The sequence below is a fragment of the Streptomyces sp. NPDC029139 genome (assembly GCF_055564335.1).
In genome coordinates, this window is the sequence record NZ_JBVHWN010000001.1 from 80,879 (window position 1) to 107,866 (window position 26,988).

Annotated in this window: 19 protein-coding genes; 8 read left to right on the forward strand and 11 right to left on the reverse strand. The window is 71.9% G+C overall.

The features are described from left to right. Window positions 1–127: 127 nt before the first annotated feature. The 7 genes from glgP to ACZ4VW_RS00370 all read right to left on the reverse strand — a co-directional run bounded on the left by glgP (window position 128) and on the right by ACZ4VW_RS00370 (window position 11,066). Window positions 128–2,719: an alpha-glucan family phosphorylase gene (gene glgP, locus ACZ4VW_RS00340; RefSeq protein ID WP_467956826.1), complete on the reverse strand. Its 2,592-nt coding sequence runs from the start codon at window positions 2,717–2,719 to the stop codon at window positions 128–130. Window positions 2,720–2,920: 201 nt separating this feature from the next. After that, complete coding sequence (locus tag ACZ4VW_RS00345; protein WP_467956828.1) at window positions 2,921–4,315, reverse strand: FAD-dependent monooxygenase; 1,395 nt, start codon at window positions 4,313–4,315, stop codon at window positions 2,921–2,923. Between the two features lie 11 nt (window positions 4,316–4,326). After that, the gene (locus ACZ4VW_RS00350; protein WP_467956830.1) at window positions 4,327–5,529 is read right to left on the reverse strand and encodes a monodechloroaminopyrrolnitrin synthase PrnB family protein; all 1,203 of its coding nucleotides are present in this window, start codon (window positions 5,527–5,529) and stop codon (window positions 4,327–4,329) included. Between the two features lie 156 nt (window positions 5,530–5,685). Then, complete coding sequence (locus tag ACZ4VW_RS00355) at window positions 5,686–7,215, reverse strand: MFS transporter (protein WP_467956832.1); 1,530 nt, start codon at window positions 7,213–7,215, stop codon at window positions 5,686–5,688. 14 nt (window positions 7,216–7,229) lie between these two features. Continuing rightward, entirely contained in the window at window positions 7,230–8,645 is a 1,416-nt protein-coding gene (locus ACZ4VW_RS00360; protein ID WP_467956834.1) for a 4-hydroxyphenylacetate 3-hydroxylase family protein, read from the reverse strand. A 754-nt stretch (window positions 8,646–9,399) separates the two neighbouring features. Next, entirely contained in the window at window positions 9,400–9,948 is a 549-nt protein-coding gene (locus ACZ4VW_RS00365) for a hypothetical protein (protein ID WP_467956835.1), read from the reverse strand. A 164-nt stretch (window positions 9,949–10,112) separates the two neighbouring features. Then, window positions 10,113–11,066, reverse strand: coding sequence for an AraC family transcriptional regulator (locus ACZ4VW_RS00370; RefSeq protein ID WP_467956837.1), 954 nt, complete (start codon window positions 11,064–11,066; stop codon window positions 10,113–10,115). 118 nt (window positions 11,067–11,184) lie between these two features. Between ACZ4VW_RS00370 and ACZ4VW_RS00375 the strand changes: the two genes are divergently transcribed. The 5 genes from ACZ4VW_RS00375 to glgB all read left to right on the forward strand — a co-directional run bounded on the left by ACZ4VW_RS00375 (window position 11,185) and on the right by glgB (window position 20,283). Next, the gene (locus tag ACZ4VW_RS00375) at window positions 11,185–12,180 is read left to right on the forward strand and encodes an SDR family oxidoreductase (protein WP_467956839.1); all 996 of its coding nucleotides are present in this window, start codon (window positions 11,185–11,187) and stop codon (window positions 12,178–12,180) included. A 356-nt stretch (window positions 12,181–12,536) separates the two neighbouring features. Further along, the gene (locus ACZ4VW_RS00380) at window positions 12,537–14,522 is read left to right on the forward strand and encodes an alpha-1,4-glucan--maltose-1-phosphate maltosyltransferase (protein WP_467956841.1); all 1,986 of its coding nucleotides are present in this window, start codon (window positions 12,537–12,539) and stop codon (window positions 14,520–14,522) included. Continuing rightward, on the forward strand, window positions 14,519–16,246 hold the full coding sequence (gene treS, locus ACZ4VW_RS00385; protein WP_467956843.1) for a maltose alpha-D-glucosyltransferase: 1,728 nt from the start codon (window positions 14,519–14,521) through the stop codon (window positions 16,244–16,246). Before ACZ4VW_RS00380 ends, treS begins: the two co-directional genes overlap by 4 nt. Before the next feature lie 241 nt (window positions 16,247–16,487). Continuing rightward, window positions 16,488–17,840: a maltokinase N-terminal cap-like domain-containing protein gene (locus ACZ4VW_RS00390; protein ID WP_467956845.1), complete on the forward strand. Its 1,353-nt coding sequence runs from the start codon at window positions 16,488–16,490 to the stop codon at window positions 17,838–17,840. Window positions 17,841–18,027: 187 nt separating this feature from the next. Next, window positions 18,028–20,283 carry a 1,4-alpha-glucan branching enzyme gene (gene glgB, locus ACZ4VW_RS00395; protein WP_467958111.1) on the forward strand — a complete coding sequence of 752 codons (2,256 nt, stop codon included), beginning with the start codon at window positions 18,028–18,030 and terminating at the stop codon, window positions 20,281–20,283. Here glgB and ACZ4VW_RS00400 read toward each other — a convergent pair. Beyond that, window positions 20,270–22,504, reverse strand: a complete 2,235-nt coding sequence (locus tag ACZ4VW_RS00400) for a HelD family protein (protein ID WP_467956846.1) — start codon at window positions 22,502–22,504, stop codon at window positions 20,270–20,272. The genes glgB and ACZ4VW_RS00400 overlap by 14 nt on opposite strands. 133 nt (window positions 22,505–22,637) lie before the next feature. Here ACZ4VW_RS00400 and ACZ4VW_RS00405 point away from each other — a divergent pair, with 133 nt between their 5' ends. Further along, on the forward strand, window positions 22,638–23,660 hold the full coding sequence (locus tag ACZ4VW_RS00405) for a DUF6817 domain-containing protein (protein ID WP_467956848.1): 1,023 nt from the start codon (window positions 22,638–22,640) through the stop codon (window positions 23,658–23,660). 15 nt (window positions 23,661–23,675) lie between these two features. On the opposite strand, the gene ACZ4VW_RS00410 is transcribed toward ACZ4VW_RS00405, so the two are convergent. The 3 genes from ACZ4VW_RS00410 to ACZ4VW_RS00420 form a co-directional block, all read right to left on the reverse strand. Continuing rightward, window positions 23,676–24,011: a thioredoxin family protein gene (locus ACZ4VW_RS00410; protein WP_467956850.1), complete on the reverse strand. Its 336-nt coding sequence runs from the start codon at window positions 24,009–24,011 to the stop codon at window positions 23,676–23,678. A gap of 5 nt (window positions 24,012–24,016) precedes the next feature. Then, window positions 24,017–24,409 (reverse strand): MerR family transcriptional regulator, encoded by a 393-nt coding sequence (locus tag ACZ4VW_RS00415; protein ID WP_467956852.1) that lies wholly within the window; start codon window positions 24,407–24,409, stop codon window positions 24,017–24,019. Window positions 24,410–24,505: 96 nt separating this feature from the next. Continuing rightward, window positions 24,506–25,048, reverse strand: a complete 543-nt coding sequence (locus tag ACZ4VW_RS00420; protein ID WP_467956854.1) for an Lrp/AsnC family transcriptional regulator — start codon at window positions 25,046–25,048, stop codon at window positions 24,506–24,508. 44 nt (window positions 25,049–25,092) lie between these two features. On the opposite strand from ACZ4VW_RS00420, the gene ACZ4VW_RS00425 reads away from it, so the two are divergent. After that, a complete protein-coding gene (locus ACZ4VW_RS00425) occupies window positions 25,093–25,986 on the forward strand; it encodes an NAD-dependent epimerase/dehydratase family protein (RefSeq protein WP_467956855.1) in 894 nt (297 codons plus the stop codon). After that, window positions 25,986–26,867 carry an aldo/keto reductase gene (locus tag ACZ4VW_RS00430; RefSeq protein WP_467956857.1) on the forward strand — a complete coding sequence of 294 codons (882 nt, stop codon included), beginning with the start codon at window positions 25,986–25,988 and terminating at the stop codon, window positions 26,865–26,867. The genes ACZ4VW_RS00425 and ACZ4VW_RS00430 overlap by 1 nt, the downstream gene beginning before the upstream one ends. Window positions 26,868–26,988: the final 121 nt, after the last annotated feature.

Genomic DNA, 26,988 nt, shown 5'->3' on the forward strand with positions numbered 1-26,988 from the left:
GGGGGTACCTTTCGTTCCGTCATGTGAACGCAGGCCGGCGGAGTGAACTCCGCGTCGAGCGTGGAACCTAAAGGCACCCCATGAACACGTCAAGACCCTGGTCCGTACCAGAGGACTGACGCACCGGTCAGCGCATCAGCACACCCGCCCCCTCCCCCGTCGCCTCCGTCGGCAGGGCCACCAGCCCCAGTTCCGCCGCCGAGGCGAGCAGCGGATGCGAGGGCAGCACCCGGACCGTGCAGCCGAAGGGGCCCGTACGGTCCAGGACGAGCGAACCCTCATAGGGCACGCGGCCCTCCAGGTCCGGGCCGCCCGCGGGCTTGAGCGCGCACACCCGGGTGTCGACGAGCGCGTCGTCGGGGGTGACCCGGCCGGTGACCGCCTGGACCTCCACGTCGTCCGGGTCCAGCGCGCCGAGCGCCACCCGCACCCGTACCGCCGTCGTCGCACCGAGCTCCGCGTCGGCCAGGTCCTCGCCGACCTCACCGACCTCGACGTGGTCGACGGCGATCTTGGGCCAGGCGCCGCGCACCCGCCCCTTCCAGGCGGCCAGGCTCCGGGCGGTGTCCGGCACGAGGGCCCGGTGCGCCAGGGCCGCCGGGACGTACAGCCGCTCGACGTACTCGCGCACCATGCGGTCGGCGAGCACCTTCGGGCCGAGGTCGCCCAGTGTCCTGCGGACCATCTCGGTCCAGCGCGCCGGCACCCCGTCCGCGCCCCGGTCGTAGAAGCGCGGGGCGACGTGGCGCTCGATCAGCTCGTAGAGCGCGTTCGCCTCCAGGTCGTCGCGGCGCTCCTCGTCCGTCGCCGCCGCCCCGTCGGCCGTCGGGATCGCCCAGCCGAAGTCGGGGTCGAACCACTCGTCCCACCAGCCGTCCAGGACCGAGAGGTTGAGGCAGCCGTTGAGGGCGGCCTTCATCCCGCTGGTCCCACAGGCTTCCAGGGGGCGCAGGGGGTTGTTGAGCCAGACGTCGCAGCCCGGATACAGCTTGCGGGCCATGCCCATGCCGTAGTCGGGCAGGAAGACGATCCGGTGCCGCACCCGCGGATCGTCCGCGAACCGCACCAGCTCCTGCACGAGCCGCTTCCCGCCCAGGTCGGCCGGGTGCGCCTTGCCCGCGACGACGAGTTGCACCGGCCGCTCGGGGTGCAGCAGCAGGGCCCGCAGCCGCTCGGGGTCGCGCAGCATCAGCGTGAGCCGCTTGTACGAGGGGACCCGGCGGGCGAACCCGATGGTGAGCACGTCCGGGTCGAGGACGGAGTCGGTCCAGCCGAGTTCGGCCGCCGCGGCGCCCCGCTGCCGCCAGGAGGCCCGCAGCCGTTCCCGTACCTCGGTCACGAGCTGTTCGCGCAGGGTCCTGCGCAGCTCCCACAGCTCCCGGTCGCCGGCCCCTTCGGCGCAGCGGCCGACCTCGGGCGCGGTCCAGGTCGGCGCGTGCACCCCGTTGGTGATCGAGTCGATCGGCACCTCCTCCGGGTCGAAGCCGGGCCACAGACCGGCGAACATCCCACGGCTGACGGACCCGTGGAGGGTGGAGACGCCGTTGGCGCGCTGCGCCAGGCGCAGGCCCATGGCGGCCATGTTGAACAGCCCGTGCTCGCCGCCGAGCGGGGTCTCGTCGCCGAGCGCGAGCACGCGGCCCACGTCGACTCCGGGGAGCTCGCCGTCCTCGCCGAGGTGGCGGGCGACGAGACTCCGCTCGAAGCGGTCGATCCCGGCAGGAACGGGCGTGTGGGTGGTGAAGACCGTCCCGGCGCGGACGGTCTCCAGGGCCGCGTCGAAGTCGAGGCCCTTCCCGTGCGGCCCGTCGCCCGCGAGCTCCCGGATGCGTTCGAGGCCGAGGAAGCCGGCGTGGCCCTCGTTGGTGTGGAAGACCTCGGGCGCGGGGGTGCCGGTGAGCCGGCAGTACGTACGGACGGCACGGACACCGCCGATGCCGAGGAGCATCTCCTGCAGCAGCCGGTGTTCGCTGCCGCCGCCGTACAGCCGGTCGGTGACCTCGCGTTCGGCGGGGGCGTTCTCCTCGACGTCGGAGTCGAGCATCAGCAGCGGCACCCGGCCGACCTGCGCGGTCCAGATGTGGGCGTGCAGACTGCGGCCGCCGGGCAGGGCGAGGGTGACCCGGGCGGGGGTGCCGTCGCTCTCGCGGAGCAGACAGACGGGCAGCTCGCCGGGGTCGAGGACGGGATAGTGCTCCTGCTGCCAGCCCTCGCGGGAGAGGGACTGCCGGAAGTAGCCGTGCCGGTAGAGCAGGCCGACACCGATGAGGGGGACGCCGAGGTCGCTGGCGGCCTTGAGGTGGTCGCCGGCCAGGATGCCGAGGCCGCCGGAGTACTGCGGGAGGGCGGCGGTGACCCCGAACTCGGGGGAGAAGTATCCGATGGAGGCGGGCAGCTGCCCCTGCCGCTCCTGGTACCAGCGGGGGGCGTGCAGATAGTGGTCGAGATCCTCGGCCGCGGCCCGCAGCCGGTCCAGGAACTCCTGGTCGGCGGCGAGTGCGGCGAGGCGGTCGGCGGAGACGGAACCCAGCAGCCGGACCGGATCGACGTCCCCGCCACTGCGGGCACCCGGCCGGTCCGCGCGGTCGGGGTCGAGGGAGTCGAAGAGTTGACGGGTCGGCTCGTGCCAGGACCAGCGCAGGTTCCGCGCCAGGTCGGTGAGCGGTCGAAGGGTGTCGGGGAGGACGGGACGCACGGTGAATCGACGGATTGCCTTCACGTGTTCCACCTTCGCAGGGGAGTACGGAGCGGAGCGGACGCACCACGCTGTGCAGCCGGTCGTGCAACCCCGACGGTAGGCCACCGCGCCCTCTCCCGGCCACGGCGCGCGGGGGTCGCGCGCCGTGGCGTACGCGGGTGGCGGACCGCCGGGAAGCATCGGCGGACCGTCGGCCGACCGCCGGGAAGCGTCGGCGGGCTGTCAGCGGCTGGGGCCCCGGGGGGCGCCCGCCCGGAGCCCGGCAGGCGGTCGGCTCGGGGCGGGCCCCGACGGCACGGTGTAGGGCGAGTCGCGGTTGGCGGCGTCCTGGTCGCAGGCGCCGGTGGCCGCGTAACGGGCGGCGATCGCGGCCAGTTCGGCGGCGGGGATCACCCGCTGGATGTCGGTGAACCCGTGCGGGGCCCGCTGGTGCGCCAGATCGATGACGACCTCGGGCCCGAGCCGCCGGTTGGCGCGCTGGAGCGCGGTGGTGGTGGGTCTGCGGTCGCGCTCGTACGCGTCGAGGGCCTCCGCCGGATCGCGGTGGACGGCCAGCGCGTGGGCGAGGGCTCGGGCGTCGACGACGGACTGGGTGGCTCCGTTGGAGCCGATCGGGTACATCGCGTGGGCCGCGTCGCCGATCAGGGTGGTGCGGCCGTGGGTCCACCGGTCCAGGGGCTCACGGTCGACCATGGGGTACTCGTGCGCGGTGTCGGCGGCCCTCAGCACCTCGGGGACGCTGACGCCGTCGAACTCCCAGCCCTCGAAGTGGTGCAGGAACGTCTCCACCGGCACGGGACGATTCCAGTCCCCCCGGTACGCCTCGTGCGCGGTCTCGGTCGGCCGGGCGAGCGCCCAGTTCACCAGTACGTCGCTCCCCTCCCGGTGCATCGGGTAGACCACGGCCTTCTGCCGGTCGTCGCCCGCGATGAACATGAAGGAGCCGACGGCCCGTGCCGGCATCCGCGAGACACCCCGCCACACCAGCATCCCGTTCCAGGGCGGGCTGCCCTCGTCGGGGTTCAGCGCGGCCCTGACGGCGGAGCGGATGCCGTCGGCGCCGACGAGCACGTCCGGTTCGAGCGAGGCCCGGCCGCGCCGGGCCCCGTCACGGTGCTCGACGCGCACGCGGGGCCTGCCGTCGGGCAGCGGCTCCACCCCGGTGACCCGGACGCCGGTGACCAGGGCGGCCGGGCCGAGCCGTTCCCGTACCGCCTCGGCGAGGACGTGCTGGAGGTGCGCCCGGTGGATCGAGAGCTGCGGCCACCGGTAGCCGGCGCCGAGCCCGCGCGGCTCGCGGGAGATGAGACTGCCGGAGCGGTGGTAGTAGCGCAGCTCGCGGGTGCGCAGGGCGCCGGCCTCCAGGCGCGGGAGCAGGCCGAGCGCGTCGAGTTCGCGGACGGCGGGCGGCATGAGGTTGAGCCCGGCGCCGACGGGGCGGCTCTCCCGGGCGGACTCCACGACGGTGACGCGGTCGTGGCCGGCGGCGTGCAGGGCGAGGGCGGTGGTGAGACCGGCGATGCCGCCGCCGGCGACGACGACGTGGAGGAGCCCGCCGCCGGGCAGGTCGCGTCCGCCGTCCGGTGGGAAGGGCTCGTACGGGGTACGGAGGGTCATGCGGCCCTCCCTCAGTTCGCCGGGGTGCCGGCAGCGGCCCCCGCCGTGACACCGGCACCGGCCCTCGCCGCGGCCCCCGCCGCGGAAGGGGCCCGGCCCCCTCCCCCCGCAGGGCCGCAGGTCGCGCGGCGGACCAGCGTCTCGTTGTCCCGCGTCAGGTCGAGGATCGAGCGGAGCAGGGCGATCGGGGCGCCGCCGCTCCCCTCGTCGTAGAGCCGCAGCTCGTCCGCGTACGCCTTGCGGGCCATGCCGATGTGCCGGGCGCGGAAGGTCTTGAGGATCCGCAGCACCCTGCCGAGCGCGTGGGCGGAGGCGGCCAGTTGCGGGGGCAGCCGCTCGGCGTTCTCCCAGCTGAGGGCCGCCGAGAGCTTGCTGACGGCGGACACCCGGCCGGCATGACGGGCGTGGAAGTCACGCCAGGACGGCAGGCTGTACTGGAGGGAGTCGGCGAGGAACGCGTCGTAGGCGGGGTTCGAGCGGTCGCACTGCCAGAGCGTCAGATCGACCAGCCAGAGCGGCACCTGGGCGGCGGCGGGGCCGAGGTAGTCGCGGCCGGCGACGTCGATCTCCTCGAAGTAGGGGCGCAGGGTGGTGGCGAAGAACTCCGGGGTGACGTGGGTGACCGTGTGGTCGATGGAGTCGACCATCGACTGGACGTGCTGCGCGATGCGGTCGAGGGCGCCCGCGAAGCCGGGGTCGTACGGTTCGAGCCGGGCGAGCCGGGAGCAGGTGTCGAGGGCGGCGACGAGTCCGGGGAACGTCATCCGGACGGCTTCCTGGAGATGGGCCTCCATGGGATGGCCGGTGTAGGTCCGCCGGCGGGGTCCGGTCGGGTTCCAGGTGGTGTAGTGGTGCACGGTGTCGCGGGGCACCATGTCGGTCCGGCGGCCGAGGAGTTCCAGGACCGGGAGGACCTCGGGGACGGCGGTCACCGGCTGGATGCCGTGACGTTTCAGTGAGCCGAGCAGGATGCCGAGGTCGCGCATCGCGGCGAGCGCGTCGACCACGCTCCACTCGGCGGCCCGCTCCGGGTCGGGGACGACGGTGCGCAGGGCGACCGTGAGCGCGGGCACGTCGGCGGCGGCGTTCATCGCGGGCAGCGCGGCGAGCAGGGCGTCGGCGCCGAGCGGGTCGGCGGCGCGTATGTCGGCTATGCGGTAGCGCGGGTCCCCGCGCTCTTCGAGCCGGGGCGCGACAAGGTCGTACAGGGCCAACGGAATGCCCCCTCTGTTTTGGGGCGCGTTCGCCTCAGGACGCCACTGGGGGTCCCTGGCCGGGGGAGGCAGGGGAGTGCGTCCTTCGGCTCGTGCGCCGGGTCTACGGGGTCGGCGTGGTCACCGTGTCGGCGTGGTCGCCGTGGTGCGGCGTGGTCACCGTGTCGGCGTGGTCGCCGTGGTTCTGCCACTCGGCCCGGGCGTGGTCGGCGCCGGGGCGGGCGTGGGCATGCGCAAGCGTACGGAGATCGTCGTGGCGACGGCGGCGAAGACCGCTCCCACGAGCAGAGCGGCCCGGAATCCATCGGTCCGGGCGGCCGCGGTGGCTGATTCGGTACTGGTCGTGGCGACGGCCACGAGGACGGCGAGGCCGAGGACGGAGCCGAACTGCTGGCTGGTGTTGACCAGTCCGGAGGCGAGCCCGGTCTCCTCGGGGGCGGCCTCGGCCGTGGCGGCGACGTTGGTGGTGACCATGACCAGCGGCAGGGCCACGCCCAGGAGGAGGCTCGGGGCGAGGACGGTGGTCAGGAAGCCGCCGTCGGGGGTGAGGGCGAGGGCGAGCCAGAGCGTGCCGGCGCACAGCAGGGCGAAGCCCAGGGTCATGGTCCGGGTGAGGCCGAGCCGGAAGATGAGCCGCCCGGTCTGCGGGGCGACGGCGACGACGACGAGGGAGAGCGGCAGCAGGCCGAGCCCGCCGCCCAGCGGCGCGTACCCGAGGACGCTCTGGAGATAGACGCTGACCAGGAAGAACATCGGGAACAGCGTCATCTGCGCGAGCGCGCCGAGAAGATTGGCGCGGCACAGGGCGGGCCTTCGGAGGACGGCGGGCGGCACGAGCGGCCGGCCGGTGCGCGTCTCGACGACGGCGAAGGCCGCGAGGAGGGCGAGCCCGCCGGCGCCCGCGCCGAGGGTCGGCGCGGACAGCCATCCGTTCTCGCCGGCGCCGACGAGCGCGTAGGCGACGAGGCCGAGGCCGCCGGTGCCGGTGAGGGCGCCGGCGAGGTCGAACCCCTTGCCGCCCGGGGCGCTTTCGCCGATCACCCGCAGGGCCAGGGCGCCCAGCAGCACGGCGGCGAGGACGTTGAGCCAGAGCGTGGACCGCCAGCCCAGGAGGTCGGTGAGGACTCCGCCGAGTACGGTCCCGAGGACTCCGCCGAGACCCCCCATCGCGGCGAACGCGCCGAGCGCCTTGTGCCGGGCGGGCCCGTCGGGGAAGAGGACGAGCAGGAGCGCGAAGGCGGCGGCCGCGGCGAACGCGGCACCCACACCCTGAACCGCGCGGGCGGCGACCAGGACGCCCGCGCCGGGCGCGAGGGCGCCGACGGCGGAGGAGACCGCGAGGAGCCCGAGCCCGGCGAGGAACACCCGCCGGTGGCCGAGCAGATCGGCCGCCCGCCCGCCGAGCAGCAGCAGGCCGCCGAAGGTGATCAGGAACGCGTTCGCCACCCAGGACAGCCCGGCGGCTCCCGCTCCGAAGTCCTCGCCGATGGAGGGCAGGGCGACGTTGACGATCGCGGTGTCGAGGATGAGCAGCAGCTGCGTGGCGGCGAGCAGCGCGAGCGCGCCGCGTACGGGGGGCGACGGTTCGGAGGTCGCCGGCCCGGGGGGCGCCGGTGGGGAGGTCGCCGGCCCGGGGGGCGCCGATGCGGAAGTCTCCGGTCCGGAAGTCTCCGGGCCAGGGGGCATCGGTCCAGGGGTCCTCACCGGGTCGTCCCGAGGTCGTACCCGTCCAGACACGCCTGCGCCAGGGACGCACAGTCCTCGGCGGCGCCGGCCCAGGTCTGCATCGTCAGATAGACGTGCGGGGCGCCCTGGTAGAAGCGCTCGTACTGCTCGTGCCGCCCGGCGAACTCGGAGCCGAGCGCGTCCCAGGCGAGCTTGAGGAGCTTGAGCCGGTCCTCGGCGGGCTGCCCGGGCGTACGGAAGTACCGCCGTACGAGCTCCCCCAGCTCGGGGTGGAGCAGGTCGCGGGCGCTCGCCGGGGTCTGGATGATCGACCCGCCCGCGAGCAGCTTGATGTCCTGGACGGCCCGGGGGTACAGCTCGCCGGCCATGATCCGCTGGGCGAAGGAGATGTCCGTGCCGGGCCGCACCCCGCCCCGCCCGTCGTCGACCGGCTCCCACGACGCCTCGGCCGCGAGGACGAACGCCTTGGCCTGGGCGACCATCCCGAGCAGCCGTCCGATGGCCTGGGTGACCTGGGGGACCTTCTCGGTGCCGTTCGACCGGGCGATCAGGATCGCGAGCCCGGCGAGGAACTCGAGCTTGGTCCAGAAGCGGGTGGCGGACTGGTGCACGAGGTTGAGGTACGCGGGCGTCTCCCACCACATGGCGGCCGTCGCGCCCACGTCCCGGTAGGTCAGCACCCGTTCCCAGGGCACGAAGACGTCGTCGCACACGAGCAGCGCGTCGTTCTCGTCGTAACGGGAGGAGAGCGGCTGGTCGAAGACGGACCGGGCCTGCGCCTCGTACGAGGTCCGGGAGATGAGCTTCACCCCGGGCGTGTCCACGCGTACGGAGAAGGAGAGCGCCCGCTCCACGTCGTCGGCGGCGAGCGGCTCGATGGTCCCGACGAGCACCTCGTCGGCGAAGACGGCGCCGGTGCCGATGGTCTTGGCACCGCGCACCACGATCCCGTCGGCGCGGTCCTCGACGACCCGGACGCTCTCGTCGCCGGGAGGATTCGTGAGGGTGAAGGCGCAGTGCAGCCCGCCCTCGGCGAGCCTGCGATGGAACACGAGGGCGTTCTCGGCACCGTCGAAGCAGTCGGTGGTGAACACCTCGGGCGCGGCGGCGAACCCGGCGGCGCCGGAGGCCATGTAGTCGGGAGTCCGCCCCAGGAAGCCGTAACTCGCCTCGGCCCACACCTTGTACGCCCGCCGGCGCGCCACCAGATCCTCGTACGAACGGGGCACGGCGTACGCCCGGTGGACCCCGCCCGCGACGAGGGCGGGGGTGCGTGGAGAGTCGTGGGCGAGATCGTAGAGCCCCGCGAAGGAGGCCGCGGTGGCCCGGAAGGCGGGATGCGCGGTGACGTCCTTGACCCGCTCCCCGTCGAGCCAGACCTCGCGCCCGTCGCGCAGTGCCTCCAGATACTCCTGCCCTGACCTCGTCACGGTGGTATCGCCTCTCCTCGTGGGTCACGGCTGTGCCGGCCGGCTGTGCCGCACCCGAGCCTTCACGGCGGGCACCCAGGGGGCAATGAACGTCCGTCCAGCGGTTTTTAAGAACCGGCCAGTCAGCTCCCGTTCACGAGGCATTTGCGCACTTCGGGCCCGTCCGGCGGGTGGGCGGCCGCTCGTCGGACTCGGCACGCAGATGTCCATGCCGACCGGGGTGGGGGCGAGCCCGGGCAGGCTTCCGCCGCGCCCGCAACGAGTGAGCGGCTACGGCTAGGCCACTAGTCACTCATCACGCCCAGGGGCTCGAACGAGGGTTCGCCGTAGATGACGAAGGAAGAGATCTCCGTTCAGCGCCTGCCACAAAAAGCCCGTGAAGGACAGGTCGAAAGTGGCCCACCGCCCATTCGGCTTACTCTGCGCTCAGGGTGCGCGGTCCAGAGCTGTACCCCTATCCTATTCATCCCGATGAGGGATGCGCCTCGATGTCAGACCACTCTGGACTGGAATCACCGTCAAGGAGTGGGTCTCCCAAAAGCCCGCGGAATCGCGAGAGGTCCACCACCGCTCCTTTGATGACAACTTGATAATTCACGTGCAGATCGTGATCTTGCAGGGGGAGCCGGTACGGAGACGGGTGTGACCACCGGCTGATGGGCGAGAAAGCGGGACGGTTCGCGGGGGTCGAACCCCCGCGCCGAACCGAGCGGGGCCAAAGGGCCGCGCCGGATCGGACAGAGGCTCAGATGTCTTACATGTACGCGAAGTACCGGTCGTGCCAGTACGCCTTTCCCACCTCCTCCTCATCGTCCTCGTCCGCGGTCACCTCGCCCGCAGCCACGAGCGCCGCGACCAGTTCCTCGTCCCGGTGCGCCTCCAGGACCGACGGTCCGTCGTACGGCTCACGGAGCAGCTCGGCCGGGACGAGGGTGCACCCCGCCGCTGTGCAGACGCCGTCGAGCCACGTCACGAACTGCTCGGTCAGGCGCGCTTCGCCGCTGGGTACCTCCTTACCGACCACCACGTCAGCGGTGACGAAGTAGCGGCCGAAGTTACTCATCGCGACACACACGGGCCCGCCGAGACCGGTCGCGTCCGCCGGGACATCGACGACACCGTAGAAACTGGCGTCCTGAGCCAGGCCGCCTGAGCAGGACGGCCCGAAGCGTTCCTTCAGGGCGCTCACCAGCCGGGCGAAACACTCCCGCGAAGTGGCCGGGTCGAAATCCGCGGGGCGTTCCAGGTGGTGAGGGTCGTCGTGCTTCAGCAGAAGCGCCCGGATCTGGTCCATCGCGAGCATGTCGTGCCCTTCCGTCAGTTCTGGTGCGGGGAAGGGTGGTGCGCCCGGGCCCGGGCACATCACCCTGATGAGGTCATGAGCGCGGAGCCGCCACGTGGAATCGCGCTTGACGGAAGGCAATCGTGACGAGGCGCCGGCTGGTGCGTGCGGGATCACCGGACCGCTCACGCCGCATGGTCCACCCCCGCCCGGTACTCCCCCGGCGTCACCCCGAACCACTTCCGGAACGCCAGGTGGAACCCGACCGCGCTCTGGTACCCCACCCGCGCCGGGACCCCCGACTGGGGCAGGGACGTCTCCGCGAGCAGCCGGGCGGCCTCCTGCATGCGGCGGCTCGTCAGGTGACGGGCCGGGGACTCGCCGACCAGCTCGCGGAAGGCGGCCGTGAAGGCCGAGCGGGACATGCCGACCTCGCGGGCCAGGGATTCGATCGTCCAGGGCTCCGCGAAGCGGGTGGCGATCACCACCAGGGCGCGGCTGATGCCCGGGTGGCGGAGCATCGGCAGGGACGTCGGGTTGTCGGCGAGTTCGCGGAGGAGGGGGCGCAGGGCCAGGACGAGGGCCATCTCGAAGGCGCGCAGCGTGATGAGGCGGTCCCCCGGGCCGACCGGGCGGTCGGGGGAGGCCAGGAGGCGCAGGGTGTCGCGGAGGAGCGGTTCGCGGTCGACCTGGGGGCCGTCGAGGACGAGCGCCCACGGCAGTGAGGTGTAGAGGCCGGTGGCCGCGCTGGCGTCGTAGTGGAGTCCGGCGCACAGCAACCGGCTCTCCGGGCCGCTGCCGTCGATGACTATCTCGCCCGAGGTGCCCGGCTTGCGTTCGGGCAGCACCGCCTTGAGCGGGACACCCTGGCGGTCGGGCCGGTCGGACAGCCGGTGGGCGGTGCCCGTGGGGAAGACGATCAGGTCACCGGCGCGCAGTTCCAGGGGCGTTCGGCCGTCGCCGGTGATCCAGCAGCCGCCCTCCACGATGTAGTGCAGGACGGCGCAGCTCTGTTCGGCGTCGCCCTCGATCGCCCAGGGCGCGCGGACGTGCCAGCGGCTGTCGAAGACGCCGGTGAGGCGGAGCGGTTGAAGCAGCTCGCTCAGCAGGTCGTCACGGTCGGTTCCCACGATTTCCATGGACGATCCTTCAACTTCCGCCCCGGTTTGTTAATTGAACCAACGAAGCCCCCGCCGCAGCCTGAGAGTGCCGTCAGGGCAGCAGCACCCACAGCCTATCGAAGGGCCTCCACCACACATGTCCAGTCATATTCCGATGAGGGTCGCGGTCGTGGGAGCGACCGGTTTCCAGGGGGGCGCCGTGGCGCGTCTGCTCGCCGAGCGGCACCACCGGGTGCGCACGCTCACCCGTCGTCCGGCCGGTGACCGGCCGCCGCTGCCCGGTGCCTCCTTCGTCGCCGGTGACCTGGCGAGGCCGGGGGACGTGCGGCGGCTCTTCGAGGGCACGACCCATGCGGTGGTGACGATGCCCCTGGTGTACGAGCCGGAGCGGGTACGCCTCTACGCACGCAACATCGCACTGGCGGCCCTGGAGGCCGGCGTCGTGCGCCTGGTCCACAACGCCAACACCCGCATCCCGCACGGACCCACCTCGGTGGCCGCCTTCGAGACCCGGCGGATCGCCGAGGAGGTACTGCGGGACAGCGGCGTGCCGCTGGTCGTCGTACGGCCGCCGGTGTATCTGGACAACCTCTTCTCGCCGTGGAACGGCCCGTCCCTGGTCGGCGAGGGCGTGCTCGCCTACCCGCTGCCGCCGTCCGCGCCGACGGCCTGGCTGTCGCACCGTGACCTGGCGGAGGCGGTGCACGCCGCGCTGACCGTGGAGGGGCTCGAGGGCCGCACCTTCGACATCGGCGGGTCGTACGCGCTGACCGGCGCGGAGCTCGCCGCCGCGTTCGGCCGGGGGCTCGGGCGGACGGTGCGGTACGTGCAGCTGCCGCCCGCCGTCTTCGAGCGGGGGCTGGCCCAGCTGCTCGGGCCGGCCACGGCGGCCGGGGTCGCCGGGATCTACCACTACATGGCGACGGGGTCGGACCCGCTGCTCCTGGCGGACGACGACGGCGTGTCGGCGGAGGTCCTCGGCCTCCGCCCCGCGCCGGTGGAGGAGTGGGTGACGCGCCAGCCGTGGCAGGTCTGGGCCGCCGACACGGACCCGGACACGGACACGGACCCGGGCACCGGCACCGGCACCGGCACCGGCACGGAGGATCAGTCTCCGTCCGCGCAGGGCTGAGCCCCGGCCGCACGGCCCGCCCCCTTGGGCCGAACGGCCCAACCCGGTCAGGCCCACGCAGCGGGCCTGACCGTACGGCCGTTCGTGAACCGGTCTCGTCCCACAAGGACGAGGCCGGTTTCTTGTGGGTGCCGTGTGCTTGTCCGTGCGGCTACGTCCGAGTAGTTAACAAAGCGCCGGATTGGCCACCCGAAGTCAGTGGAAGGCTCCCCCGGTACACCCCCGTAGACCCGCCATCCGAGTGAACGCGGACAGGAGCGGCCATGCCCGCAACCCGCCAGCCGTCGACGGAGCTACAAAGAGCGCACCACCACCCGCACCCCCGCAAACCCTCAGGTGATGCTGTGAATCCGCTCATGGGACGTATTCCCGTACTGGACGTCCGCCCACTGGTCGACTGTGGCCGCCGCCCCGCGAAGGCCGTGGTCGGTGAGACCTTCGAGGTGACCGCCACCGTCTTCCGCGAGGGCCACGACGCCGTCGCCGCCAACGTCGTACTGCGCGGCCCGTCAGGACGGCCGGGCCCCTGGACCCCGATGCGCGAGCTGGCGCCCGGCACCGACCGGTGGGGCGCCGAGGTCACGCCGGACGCCGAGGGGCTGTGGACGTACACGGTCGAGGCGTGGAGCGACCCCCTCGCCACCTGGCGGCACGCCGCGAGGATCAAGATCCCGGCGGGGATCGACTCCGAACTCGTCCTCGCCGAGGGCGCCGAGCTGCACGAGCGCGCCGCGAAGGGCGTTCCGAAGAAGGGCGGCGGCCGGGAGGCCGTGCTGGCCGCCGCGGACGCGCTGCGTGACGAGTCCCGTTCCCCCGCCGCCCGCCTCGCGGCGGCGCTCGCGCCACAGGTGACCGAGGCCCTTGACCGGCACCCGCTGCGCGAACTGGTCAGCGCCTCGCCCGCGTTGCCCCTCCAGGTGGAGCGCGAGCGGGCGCTGTACGGCTCCTGGTACGAGTTCTTCCCCCGCTCCGAGGGGGTGAAGAAGGTCCGCGGCCGGACCAGGCCCGGGACCTTCCGGACCGCCGCCGAGCGGCTGCCGGCGATCGCCGCGATGGGTTTCGACGTGGTCTATCTGCCGCCCATCCACCCCATCGGCTCCACCCACCGCAAGGGCCCCAACAACGCGCTGTCGGCGAGCCCGAACGATGTCGGCGTGCCATGGGCGATCGGTTCGCCCGAGGGCGGGCACGACGCGGTCCACCCGGATCTGGGGACGATCGAGGACTTCGACGCCTTCGTGGCGCGCGCCCGGGAGCTGCGCCTGGAGATCGCGCTGGACTTCGCGCTGCAGTGCTCGCCGGACCACCCGTGGGTGGAGAAGCACCCGGAGTGGTTCCACCACCGGCCCGACGGCTCGATCGCCTACGCCGAGAACCCTCCGAAGAAGTACCAGGACATCTATCCGATCGCGTTCGACAAGGACATGGACGGGATCGTCGCCGAGACGGTGCGGATCCTGCGGCACTGGATGGACCACGGGGTACGGATCTTCCGTGTCGACAACCCGCACACCAAGCCGGTGGTGTTCTGGGAGCGGGTGATCGGGGAGATCAACCGGGCCGACCCGGACGTGATCTTCCTGGCGGAGGCGTTCACCCGGCCCGCGATGATGCGCACCCTCGGCGCGATCGGCTTCCAGCAGTCGTACACGTACTTCACCTGGCGCAACACCAAGGCCGAGCTGACGGAGTACCTCACGGAGCTGTCCGGGGAGACGGCGGCGCAGATGCGGCCGAACCTCTTCGTGAACACCCCCGACATCCTGCACGCGTACCTCCAGAAGGGCGGCCGGCCCGCCTTCGAGGTGCGGGCCGTGCTCGCCGCCACGCTCGCGCCGTCCTGGGGCATGTACGCCGGTTACGAGCTCTGCGAGGGCACCGCGCTGCGTGACGGCAGCGAGGAGTACCTCGATTCGGAGAAGTACGAACTGCGGCCCCGGGACTGGGAGTCGGCGGAGCGTTCGGGGGCCACGATCGCCCCGCTGATCACCACGCTCAACCGGATCAGGCGTCGCCATCCGGCCCTGCGCCGGTTGCGGAACCTGACCTTCCACGCGACCGACAACGACCAGGTGATCGCGTACAGCAAGCGGTCGGGTTCGAACACCGTTCTGGTGGTCGCGAACCTCGACCCTCACCACACCCAGGAGGCCACGGTCTCGTTGAACATGCCGGAGCTCGGCCTCGACTGGCACGAGACCGTACCGGTGCGCGACGAGCTCACCGGCGAGACCTATCACTGGGGCAGAGCCAACTATGTGCGCCTCGAGCCGGGCGTCAGGCCCGCGCACGTCCTCGCTCTGCGACCGTCCCCGTCGATCGGAGGGTCACCCACCTCATGACTGTCAACGAACCCGTCCCCGACACCTTCGAGGACACGCCCGCAAAGGACCGTGACCCGGACTGGTTCAAAAGGGCCGTCTTCTACGAAGTGCTCGTCAGGTCCTTCCAGGACAGCAACGGGGACGGCGTAGGCGACCTCAAGGGCATCACCAGCAGGCTGGACTATCTGCAGTGGCTGGGCGTGGACTGCCTGTGGCTGCCACCGTTCTTCAAGTCGCCGCTGCGGGACGGAGGCTACGACGTCGCCGACTACACCTCGGTCCTGCCCGAGTTCGGTGACCTCGCGGACTTCGTGGAGTTCGTGGACGCGGCGCACCAGCGCGGCATGCGCGTGATCATCGACTTCGTCATGAACCACACGAGCGACCAGCACCCGTGGTTCCTGGAGTCGCGCACCGATCCCGACGGGCCGTACGGCGACTACTACGTCTGGGCCGACGACGACAAGCAGTTCCAGGACGCCCGGATCATCTTCGTCGACACCGAGACGTCGAACTGGACCTTCGACCCGGTGCGCAAGCAGTACTACTGGCACCGGTTCTTCTCGCACCAGCCGGATCTCAACTACGAGAACCCGGCGGTGCAGGAGGAGATCCTCTCGGCCCTGAAGTTCTGGCTGGACCTCGGCATCGACGGCTTCCGGCTGGACGCGGTGCCGTACCTGTACCAGCAGGAGGGGACCAACTGCGAGAACCTCCCGGCGACCCACGCCTTCCTCAAGCGGGTCCGCAAGGAGATCGACGACCACTACCCGGACACGGTGCTCCTCGCCGAGGCGAACCAGTGGCCGGAGGACGTGGTCGACTACTTCGGCGACTTCGCCTCGGGCGGCGACGAGTGCCACATGGCGTTCCACTTCCCGGTGATGCCCCGGATCTTCATGGCGGTACGGCGGGAGTCGCGCACCCCGGTCTCGGAGATCCTGGCCAAGACCCCGGCGATCCCGTCCCGCTGTCAGTGGGGCATCTTCCTGCGCAACCACGACGAGCTGACGCTCGAGATGGTCACGGACGAAGAGCGCGACTACATGTACGCGGAGTACGCCAAGGATCCCCGGATGCGGGCCAACATCGGCATCCGGCGGCGCCTCGCGCCGCTCCTCGACAACGACCGCAAGCAGATGGAGCTGTTCACCGCGCTGCTCTTCTCGCTGCCCGGGTCGCCGGTGCTGTACTACGGCGACGAGATCGGGATGGGCGACAACATCTGGCTCGGTGACCGGGACGGGGTGCGGACCCCGATGCAGTGGACGCCGGACCGGAACGCGGGCTTCTCGTCCTGCGATCCGGGGCGGCTGACCCTGCCGGCCATCATGGACCCGGTCCACGGCTACCAGGTCACCAACGTCGAGTCGGGCATGGCCTCGCCGTCCTCGCTGCTCCACTGGACGAAGCGGATGATCGAGATCCGTAAGCAGAACCGCGCGTTCGGGCTCGGCTCGTACACGGAACTGCCGTCGTCCAATCCCGCGGTGCTCGCCTTCCTCCGGGAGTCCGCCCCCGAAGAGGGACTGGACGCCGATCTGGTGCTCTGCGTGAACAACTTCTCGCGCTTCGCCCAGCCGACGGAGCTGGACCTGCGGCAGTTCGACGGGATGTCCCCGGTGGAGCTGATCGGCCAGGTGCAGTTCCCGGCGATCGGACAGTGGCCGTATCTGCTGACGCTGGCGGGTCACGGCTTCTACTGGTTCCGTCTGAAGAAGGCCAGGTCGGCGAAGAGCTGACGCGCGCCGGACCAACTGCCCGGGGTGGAGCGGGTTTCCCCCGCGCCACCCTGGGCACTGTGACCCACACACGGTCGATTCAGGTCCATACGGGCCTTCTTGTCGGGCCCATACGGATCTTCCCCTCCCGACACGTCCCGCACTTCCGGACAGTCGATGCTGCCATCCGGGACACTCTGCGCATTTGAACTCGATTCACGCGAACTCGAATCTGCGCCCCCCGGGGAAAGGACGCGATGCCATGCCGGAGACCGCATCCACCACCCGGGCCCCGGCCGCCCTCCTCCCGTCACTCGCTCCCCTGCTCCATGAATGGCTGCCCCGGCAGCGCTGGTTCGCGGGCAAGGGGCGTCGGGTCACCGGATTCACGTTGGAAGCGGCCACCGAGCTGCTGCCGCTGGACGGCGCGGGACCCGGGCTGCTGCACCTTCTCGTACGGGTCGAACAGCCGGGTCGCCCGGCCGGGTCGCCCGCCGACTGTTACCAACTGCTCCTGGGCGTACGGTCCCAGCTGCCGCCACGCCTCGCCCCCGCCCTGATCGGGCGGATCCGGCAGGGGCCACTCGCCGGCCGGGCGGTCTACGAAGGGCTGCGCGACCCGCGGCTCGCCGGGCTGCTCTACGAACGGCTGCGCACACCGGGCCGGATCGGCCCGCTCAGTTTCCACGGGTCGGCCGATCTGCCGCCCGCGCTCGCCCCGCGCGTGCTCGACGCCGAGCAGTCCAACTCCTCGCTCGTGTACGGCGATGCGTACATCCTGAAGATCTTCCGGCGGGTCAGCCCCGGGGCCAATCCGGACCTGGAGCTGCCGCTGGCACTCGCCCGGGCCGGCTGCACGCGCGTTCCGGCCCCGGTGGCCTGGTTCGAGTCGGGCGCCAGCACGCTCGGCGTCCTGCAGCCGTATCTGCGGGACTCGAGGGACGGCTGGCGGCTCGCCCTCGACGCGCTCGCCGAGGGCCGGGAGTTCACCGGTGAAGCGCTCGCCCTGGGCCGCGCGACGGCCGAGGTGCACCTCGCCCTGGCCGCGGCGCTGCCGACCGAACGGCTGCACCGGACGCAGACGGAGCATCTGGCCGCCGAGATGGACCAGCGGCTGCACGCCGCGGCGCAGGCGGTGCCCGCGCTGCTGCCGTACGTCCCGGGGCTGCGCGCCGTCTTCGCGGCGGTGGGCGAAGGGGTCGGCTCGGGCCTGCTCCAGCGCATCCACGGTGATCTCCATCTGGGCCAGACGCTGCGGGCGACGCAGGACGACGGCTGGGCGGTGATCGACTTCGAGGGCGAGCCCGCGAAGCCGCTCGCCGAGCGGTGCCGTCCGCAGCCCGCGGTCCGCGACGTGGCGGGCATGCTCCGCTCCTTCGACTACGCGGCCCGCACGCACCGCCCCTGGAACGCCGAGTGGGCGGCCCGCTGCCGCGCCGCCTACTGCTCCGGCTACGCCGAGGTCTCGGGTGCGGACCCCCGCGCGGATCCCGCGCTGCTGCGCGCCTACGAGACGGACAAAGCGGTCTACGAGGTCGTCTACGAGGCCCGCCACCGCCCGGACTGGCTCCCGGTCCCCATGGCGGCGATCGAGCGTCTGGCGGGCTCCGAGTGACCGCCGAGCCCGTTCGGGTGAGCGCCACCACCCCCGTGGGGCCCGTTCGGCCGAGTGTCCTGTGCGGTCCGGCGCCCGTTGCGGTTGCGTGGGGACCGGCGCATCTCCCCCATTCCATCCTTCCGACCCCCTTGCAGGAGGCATCCCCGTGACCGCCCGATCCGCCCGATCCGCCCGCAAGACGGCAGTGCCCCCGGCGAAGACCCCCGCGCCCCGGGCGGCCCAGGACCCCGTACGGAAGGAGCCCGTACGGAAGGTGCCGCCGCTGGACGCGGGCGACCGGGCGCGGCTGCTCGCGGGGGAACACCACGACCCGCACTCCCTCCTCGGCGCCCACCCCGTCCGCGGCGGGATCGCGATCCGGGTCCTGCGCCCGTACGCCCGCGAGGTCACCGTGCTCGCCAAGGGCAAGCGCACACCCCTGCGGGACGACGGGGACGGCTTCTTCTCCGGGTTCCTGCCGCTGCTGCGCAAGATCCCCGAGTACGAGCTCCGGGTCCGCTACGACGGTGACGAGCTGGCCCTGCACGACCCGTACCGCTTCCTGCCCTCGCTCGGCGACCTGGACCTCCATCTCATCGGGGAGGGCCGCCACGAGGAGCTGTGGAAGGCGCTCGGCGCCCGCGTCATCACCCACCAGGGCGTGACCGGCACCCGCTTCACGGTCTGGGCGCCCAACGCCCGGGGCGTCCGTGTCACGGGCGACTTCAACCACTGGGACGGCACCGCCCTGCCGATGCGCTCCCTCGGCGCGACCGGTGTGTGGGAGCTGTTCGTGCCCGGCATCGGCGAGGGCGCGGTCTACAAGTTCGACATCACCCGTCCCGACGGCTCCCACACCCTGCGCGCCGACCCGATGGCGCGCCGCACCGAGTGCCCGCCGAACACGGCCTCGATCGTCACCGACTCGTTCCACGCCTGGGACGACGCCGCGTGGATGGCGAGCCGGGGCGCCCGGCCGCACCACGAGGCCCCGCTGTCCGTGTACGAGGTGCACCTGCCGTCGTGGCGGCCGGGTCTGACCTACCGGCAGCTGGCCGAGCAGCTGCCCGCCTACGTCAGCGACCTGGGCTTCACGCACGTGGAGTTCATGGCCGTGGCGGAGCACCCCTTCAGCGGCTCCTGGGGCTACCAGGTCACCGGTTTCTACGCGCCGACCTCCCGGATGGGCACGCCCGACGACTTCAAGTACCTGGTCGACGCCCTGCACCGGGCCGGGATCGGCGTCCTGATGGACTGGGTGCCCGCGCACTTCCCGCGCGACGACTGGGCGCTCGCGGAGTTCGACGGCCGGCCGCTGTACGAGCACGAGGACCCGCGCCGGTCCGCGCACCCGGACTGGGGCACGCTGGAGTTCGACTACGGCCGCAAGGAGGTGCGAAACTTCCTGGTCGCCAACGCGGTGTACTGGTGCGAGGAGTTCCACCTCGACGGCCTGCGGGTCGACGCCGTCGCCTCGATGCTCTACCTCGACTACTCGCGTGAGAACGGCGAGTGGCTGCCGAACGAGTTCGGCGGCCGGGAGAACCTGGACGCGGTGGCCTTCCTCCAGGAGATGAACGCGACGGTGTACCGGCGCTGCCCGGGGGTCATCACCTTCGCCGAGGAGTCGACGGCCTGGGACGGGGTCACCCGGGCGACGGACCAGGTCGGGCCCGGCGGTTTCGGCGGTCTGGGCTTCGGCATGAAGTGGAACATGGGCTGGATGCACGACTCGCTGGGCTACGTGTCCAAGGAGCCGGTGCACCGGAAGTACCACCACAACGAGATGACCTTCTCGATGGTGTACGCCTACAGCGAGAACTACATCCTGCCGATCTCCCACGACGAGGTCGTGCACGGCAAGCAGGCGCTGGTGTCGAAGATGCCCGGCGACTGGTGGCAGCGGCGCGCCACCCACCGCGCGTACCTGGGCTTCATGTGGTCCCACCCGGGCAAGCAACTCCTCTTCATGGGTCAGGAGTTCGCCCAGGGCGCGGAGTGGTCCGCCGAGCACGGCCCCGAGTGGTGGCTGATGGACGACACCTACCACTCGGCCGGTGACCACCGGGGCGTACGGGATCTGGTGCGCGACCTGAACACGGTGTACGGGGCGACGCCGGCGCTGTGGGAGCGGGACACCTCTCCCGAGGGCTTCCAGTGGGTGGTGGGGGACGCGGCCGAGGACAACGTCTTCGCGTTCCTGCGCTACGACGCCGAGGGCGCGCCGCTGCTCGCGGTCTGCAACTTCTCCCCGGTGGTCCGGCACGACTACCGCCTGGGCGTCCCGGACTCGGTCGCGGCCTGGGCGGAGGTCCTGAACACGGACGCGTCCCGGTACGGCGGTGGAGGCGTGACGAACACCGACCCGGTGAAGACCGAGTCGGTGCCGTTCCACGGGCGCGCGTCGAGCGTCCGGATGACGCTGCCGCCGCTGGCGACGGTGTGGCTCAGGCCCGCCTGATGATCCCCAGTCGCTGAGTGGCCCGGGTCAGTGCCACGTACAGGTCGTTGACGCCGTGCGTGGCGCCGGCCCGGATGCCGTCCGGGTCGACGACGAGGACGGTGTCGAACTCCAGGCCCTTGGCCTGGCGGGGGTCGAGGAGGACCACCGCGCGGGTCAGGTCGGGCGCCGGGCCGTACGCGGCGTCCGGCAGGGCGGCCGTCAGGCCCGGGTGCAGGGCCGGCGGGGCGATGACGGCGAGCCGGCCCTCGGGCCGCAGCTCGGCGGCGACCGCGTCGGCGGTCTCCTTCACCGGGTCCTCGGCGGTCCGCTCCCAGGGCTCGACACCGGTGGAGCGGACCGAGCGCGGCGGCTCGAACGCCGGGTCGGCCTCGCGCCGGACGTCGGCGGCGACCGCCATGATCTCGGCGGGGGTGCGGTAGTTGACCCCGAGCCGTACGAGTTCCCAGCGGTCCTCCACGTAGGGCGCCAGGATCTTCTCCCAGGAGCCGACGCCCGCCGCGTCGCCGGTCTGGGCCGGGTCGCCGACCAGGGTCATCGAGCGGGTCGGGCTGCGGCGCATCAGCAGCCGCCAGGCCATCGCGGACGGCTCCTGCGCCTCGTCGACGATGATGTGGCCGAAGGCCCAGGTGCGGTCGGCGGCGGCGCGTTCGGCTGCGCTGCGGTGATCGGCCTCCTCGTGGCGTTCGGCGAAGCGCTCGGCGTCGATGATGTCGTGCGCGGAGAGCACCTCGGAGGCGTCCTTGTCCTGCTCCTCCTTGTCCTCGAACTCGTAGGTGCGTGAGGCGTAGGAGACGTCGAGGACGCCCTGCGCGTACTGGATCTGCTTCTGCCGCTCGGCCTCCTCGGCCGCCCTGGCGGCCGAGTCGTCCTCGCCGAGGAGCTCGGCCGCCTCGTCGAGCAGGGGTACGTCGGCGGGGGTCCAGGGGCCGCCGTCGCACCGGATGGCGTCGGCGTCCTCGTCGGGGAGATGGGTCGGCTCGGCGAGGTAGTCGGCGAGGAAGGACTCGGGGGTCAGCGGCGGCCAGAGGGTGTCGATCGCGGTGTGGACGTCGGGGTTGGCGGCGATGCCCTTGGCGAGGAGGGCGATGTCGTCGGGGCCGAGGAAGTTGGGCCCGCCGTAGGGGTCGGCGCCGATGCGGTCGGCGAGCTGCTCGGCGAGGGCGTCGAGGATCCGGAAGACGAAGTAGGGCCGGGCGAGGTTGTGCGGCAGGTGCGTCTCGCGGGCCTTGTGGCGGGCTTCGAGGGCCATGTCCCAGTCGATGACCAGGTCGCCGTCGTCGTGCGGCACGATCAGCGGCGTCCCGCGCTCGGGAACCTGTTGCCGGTCCCGTACCGCCCCGGCGAGCGCTTCGGCCATGGCGGCGGCGCCCTTGACCGCGGCGGCGCGCGGGGTGTCCGTACCGGTGGCGCGGACGCCGGGGAAGAGTTCGCCGGGGGTGGCGAGCAGGACGCCGGTCTCGCCGAGGGAGGGCAGGACGTTGCCGATGTAGCCGAGGAAGGCGGGGTTGGGGCCGACGATGAGGACGGCGCGCCGGGCGAGCTGCTCGCGGTGGGCGTAGAGGAGGTACGCGGCCCGGTGGAGCGCCACGGCGGTCTTGCCGGTGCCGGGGCCGCCCTCGACGACGAGCACCCCCCGGTGCGGGGAGCGGATGATGCGGTCCTGTTCGGCCTGGATGGTCTGCACGATGTCGTGCATCCGGCCGGTGCGGGCCGCGTCGAGCGCGGCGAGCAGGACCTCGTCGGCGTCCCGGTTCTCGTGCCCGGTGCGGGTCACGTCGGCGAGGTCGAGCACCTCGTCGTGGAGCGCGGTCACCTCACGGCCGTGGGTGGTGATGTGGCGGCGGCGGCTGAGCCCCATCGGCTCGTACCCGGTGGCGAGGTAGAAGGGCCGGGCGGCCTCGGCGCGCCAGTCGACGACGAGCGGGGGGTGGTCCGGGTCGTCCTCGCGGATGCCGATCCGGCCGATGTGGTGGTCGCGTCCGTCCCGGAAGACGAGCCGTCCGAAACAGAGCCCCGTCTCCCCGGCGTTGTAGGCGGCGAGCAGCCCGGACTGTTCGGCCACCATCACGTCCCGCTCGAGTCGGCCCTGGGCGCTGCCGACGCCCGGCGTGCGCAGGGCGGCGCCGACGGCGGCCTCGGCGCGGTCCCTCAGGTCGTCGAGTCGTGCGTAGAGCTCTGTGATGAATTGCTGCTCGTTCCGAAATTCCTCGGTTGACAATTCGACTCCCGGCGCGATACAGTGCGTTTATTGAACTACTCCGTGCTTTTGCTGTGTGCAGACACGGAATCCCTGAATATACGCGAGACGCAGCCCCGACTTCAATTTACTCGTCGGGGTATTTTTGTGCGCCATGGGGAGAGACACAGCACGCGATCTGCTGATCGCACGGGGAGCGGACACACTGGACCACCCGGGCGGCACCCTGCTCGCCCACCTCGACCGGGTCGAGGGCCGGCTGGCCGCCTGGGGCGCACGGGAGGAGCTGCGGCTCGCCGGCCTGTGCCACGCCTTCTACGGGACGGACGGATTCGCCGAGCACCTGCTGCCGCTGGAAAGCCGGGACACGCTGAAGGCGGCGATCGGCGCCGAGGCGGAGGAACTCGTGTACTTCTACGCGAGCTGCGACCGGGATTTCTCGTACGCGGGGCTGTCGGAGGCCGACGGTCTCTTCCGGGACCGTTTCACGGGCCGGACCTTCGTGCCGACCGCGCGGCAGCGGCAGGACTTCGCGGAGCTGACCGCCGCGAACGAACTGGACGTGCTGCGGGAGAACCACGCGCTGCGGACCCGGTACGGGGGCGGACTGCTGAAACTGTTCACCCGGTGGCGGGCGCTGCTGAGTGAGGCGGCGTCCGCGGAGGCGCGGGAGACGCTGCGCCTGAAGGGCGAGGAGCGCGAGGCGTTCCTGCGCGGCCTGGAGCGGGGCGATGTCGTGACGGGTGTCGTCTCGCACATCGCGAGCTTCCACGTGACCTTCGTGGAACTGGGCGGGGTGGAGGGGATGATGAACATCCCCGAGGTCTCCTGGGAGGTGTACGACGTCCCCGGCGACGTCATCCGGGAGGGCCAGGAACTGCCCTTCGAGGTCCTGGGCGTCGACCTGAGCCGGGAGCGGATCTCCCTCTCCCTCAGGAGCCTGGAGCCCGATCCGCTGCGTGCCTTCGCGCGGGCCGGCTTCGGCGGTGTCCGGACGGGGCGCGTCACGAGGACGGTCCCCTCCGGCGTCCTCCTCCTCGTCGACGACGGCGTCGAGGCCCTGGTCGACCGCGACGACCTCGGGGGCCGCGCGCCGCGTGCGGGGGACGAGCTGACGTTCGAGGTCACGGCAGTCAACGTGGTCACCCGCCGCGTGCGGCTGGTTCTGCGCGAATGATCCGCGTGCGCCCGGTCAGGCGAGTACGTCCTCCAGCTCCTGCAGGAGCTTCCGCTTGGCGCGGGCGCCCACCATCGACTTCACGGGTTCGCCCGCCCGGAACACCATCAGCGTCGGTGTCGCCATGACTCCGTACCGGAGCGTGGTCTCCGGGTTCCTGTCCACGTCCAGCTGGACGATCCTCAGCCGGTCCGCCTCCTCCGCGGCGATCGCGCCGAGCACCGGTGCCAGCTGGCGGCACGGACCGCACCAGTCCGCCGTGAACTTCACCAGGACCGGCAGCTCCGCGCCCAGTACCTCGGCGCCGAAGTCGCCGTCCGTCACCTCGGTGACACCTTCGACCTGCTTCATGTCCGTCATCCTCCGAGTTCGCATGTGGGCTCCGGACCGCCGGGCAGTTCCGCCTCGGCCCGCAGCAGCTGTGCGGCGACCCGGGCACGTACCGCCCGCAGCTGCTCCACGAGTCCGTCCAGCTCGGCGAGCTTGCGCCGGTACACGTCGAGCGAGGCGGGACAGGCGTCCCCCGCCGGATGCCCCGCCCGCAGGCAGTCGACGAAGGGCCGGGTCTCCTCCAGCTCGAACCCGAAGTCCTGGAGCGTCCTGATCTGCCGGAGCAGCCGCAGGTCGTCCTCGTCGTACGCGCGGTACCCGTTCTCCGTGCGCCGGGCGGTCAGAAGGCCACGGGACTCGTAATAGCGCAGAGTCCGCGTGGTCGTTCCGGCCCGCTCGGCCAGCTCGCCGATTCGCATACGCCGAACGTAAGCCTTGACGCCGACGTCAAGGCAAGCGGTGGCGCCCGCTCCCGCGCCTCCCCACCCTCGTCCGGCGGCGCCGGCGCCGGGTCGTCAGGGACGGCTGTCGGCGGAAGACCCCTCTGCCGGAAGCAGCGGTCTGCGCTCCACCGGGGACGAGAGCACGATCGACGTGGTCGTCCGGCCGAGCGCGGAGGTCTGCTCCAGGATCTCCTCGAGATGGATCGTGTCGGTGACGGCGACCTTGAGGATCCAGCAGTCCTCGCCCACCACGTGGTGGACCTCGCGGATCTCGGGCCGGGCGGTCAGCTCCAGGGTCCGGGGGTGCTTGAGGGTGTAGCCGCCGTGCGGGTCGACCCGGATGAAGGCCTGGATGCCGTAGCCGAGCCGAGCCGCGGAGACATGCGCGCCGTATCCGGTGATCGCCCCGCACGCCTCGAGGCGGCGCACCCGCTCGGTGACGGCCGCGGGGCTGAGCCGGACGCGCCGGCCGAGTTCGCTGAGCTTGATCCGTCCGTCGGTCTGGACGAGTTCCAGAATCTGCCGGTCGATGGGGTCGAAGGCACCCACCGAGGTTTCTTCGGTGGCGGACCGCAGATGCCGTGGTTCCTTCGGTGCGGCGGTCGGGACTCCCATGTTTCCCCCTTCAGACGGCGAGCGCTCAACGTAACACTTGTCGTATGGACATTCTGATCATCGGCGGGAACCGCTATTTCGGAAAGCGGTTGACGGCCCGTCTGCTGGAATCCGGACACGAAGTGACGATGCTCAACCGGGGTTCTTCCGGTGTTCCGGAAGGCGTCGCCCATCTGATCGCCGACCGGAACGACGAGGCGGCTCTGGAAAGCGCGCTCGGCGACCGGACTTTCGATGTCGTCGTCGACCAGGTCTGTTACACCCCGCGCCAGGCGGCCGTCGCCCGGCGGGTTTTCGGGCCGCGCACGCGGCGCTATGTGATGACGTCGACGGTGGAGGTGTACGAGTACGAGGACTCGGCCGCGCCGGTACGGGAGGAGGCCGTGGACGCCCGTACGGTCACCGTGGACCCGGATCTGCCGTGGGAGGACCCGGAGTTCCTCGACGCGCACTACGGAGAGGGAAAGCGGCAGGCGGAGGCGGTCTTCGCGGCTGATCCGCCGTTCCCGTACACGGCGGTGCGGGTCGCTCATGTGCTGGGCGGCGCGGACGACTTCACCGGGCGGGTCGACCACTACGCGCACCGCATCCGGGAGGGCGAGCCGATCGCCGTGCCGGTGGTGAACCGTCCGGCGACCTATGTGTACGTCGAGGAGATCGCGGAATTCATGGCGTGGGCGGTGGAGGCCGAATTCACCGGACCGGTCAACGCCCATTCCCATGGCCCGCTCACCACGGCGGACATCTGCGCGGAGATCGAGCGGCAGGTGGGTGGCAGGACCGTTTTCCAGGAGGTGGAGATCGGCGAGGTCTCCCCGTTCTCCTTCGCCCGCTCGTACGCGATGGACAACTCCCGGGCGACGGCTCTCGGATTCTCCTTCGGGAATGCGGCGCGGTGGCTGCCACCGGCCCTCGCCGAGACGCTCGGGGCGCGCTGATGCGGTACCGGAAGCTCGGGGACGTACGGGTCGGCGCGATCGGCCTCGGGGCCATGCCGCTGTCGATCGAGGGCCGCCCGGACGAGGCCCGCGCCCTCGCCACGATCCACGCGGCGCTCGACGCGGGCGTGACCCTGCTCGACACGGCGGACTCCTACCATCCGCCGGACGGCCGGCCCGGCGAGGGCGAGCTGCTGATCGCGCGGGCGCTGGCCGCGTACGGCGGCCGGACGGACGACGTGCTGGTGGCGACGAAGGGCGGGCGCGGGCGGACGGCCGACGGCGGCTGGACGGTGGACGGCCGGCCCGCGCACCTGCGGCGGGCCGCGGAGGCGTCGGCGCGCCGGCTCGGGGTCGCGCAGATCGGGCTCTATCAGCTGCACAAGCCGGACCCGGCCGTTCCGTACGCCGAATCGCTGGGTGCGATACGGGAGTTGCTGGACGCGGGGACGATCCGGCTGGCCGGGATCTCCAATGTGGACGTGGGGCAGATCCGGCTCGCGCGGGAGATCCTGGGCGATCGGCTGGTCTCCGTACAGAACCGGTACTCCCCCGCCGTGCGGACCGCCGAGGCGGAGCTGCGGCTCTGCGCGGAACTCGGCCTCGCCTTCATGCCATGGAGTCCGCTGGGCGGGATCTCGCGCAGCTCGCTGGACGGGACGTCCGCCCTGGAGGCGGACCCGGAGTTCGGGGGGTTCCACCGGGTCGCGCGGGCGCGCGGGGTGAGCCCGCAACGGGTGGCGCTCGCCTGGCTGCTCTCGCGCTCGGAGACGGTGCTCCCGATCCCGGGGGCGAGCCGGCCGGAGACGGCCCGGGATTCGGCGGCGGCGGCCGAACTGGTGCTGGATGCACGAGAATTGGCGGTACCGGGCATTCAGTGACCGAAGACACCCGACCCATTGACGGGGCCGGTGTCTCCAACTACAAAAGCATCCTGAGAGCGCTCTCAGCACGCGTACCCCCCGCACACCCCCCGCTGCGCATCCCTGCGCACCACCTCCC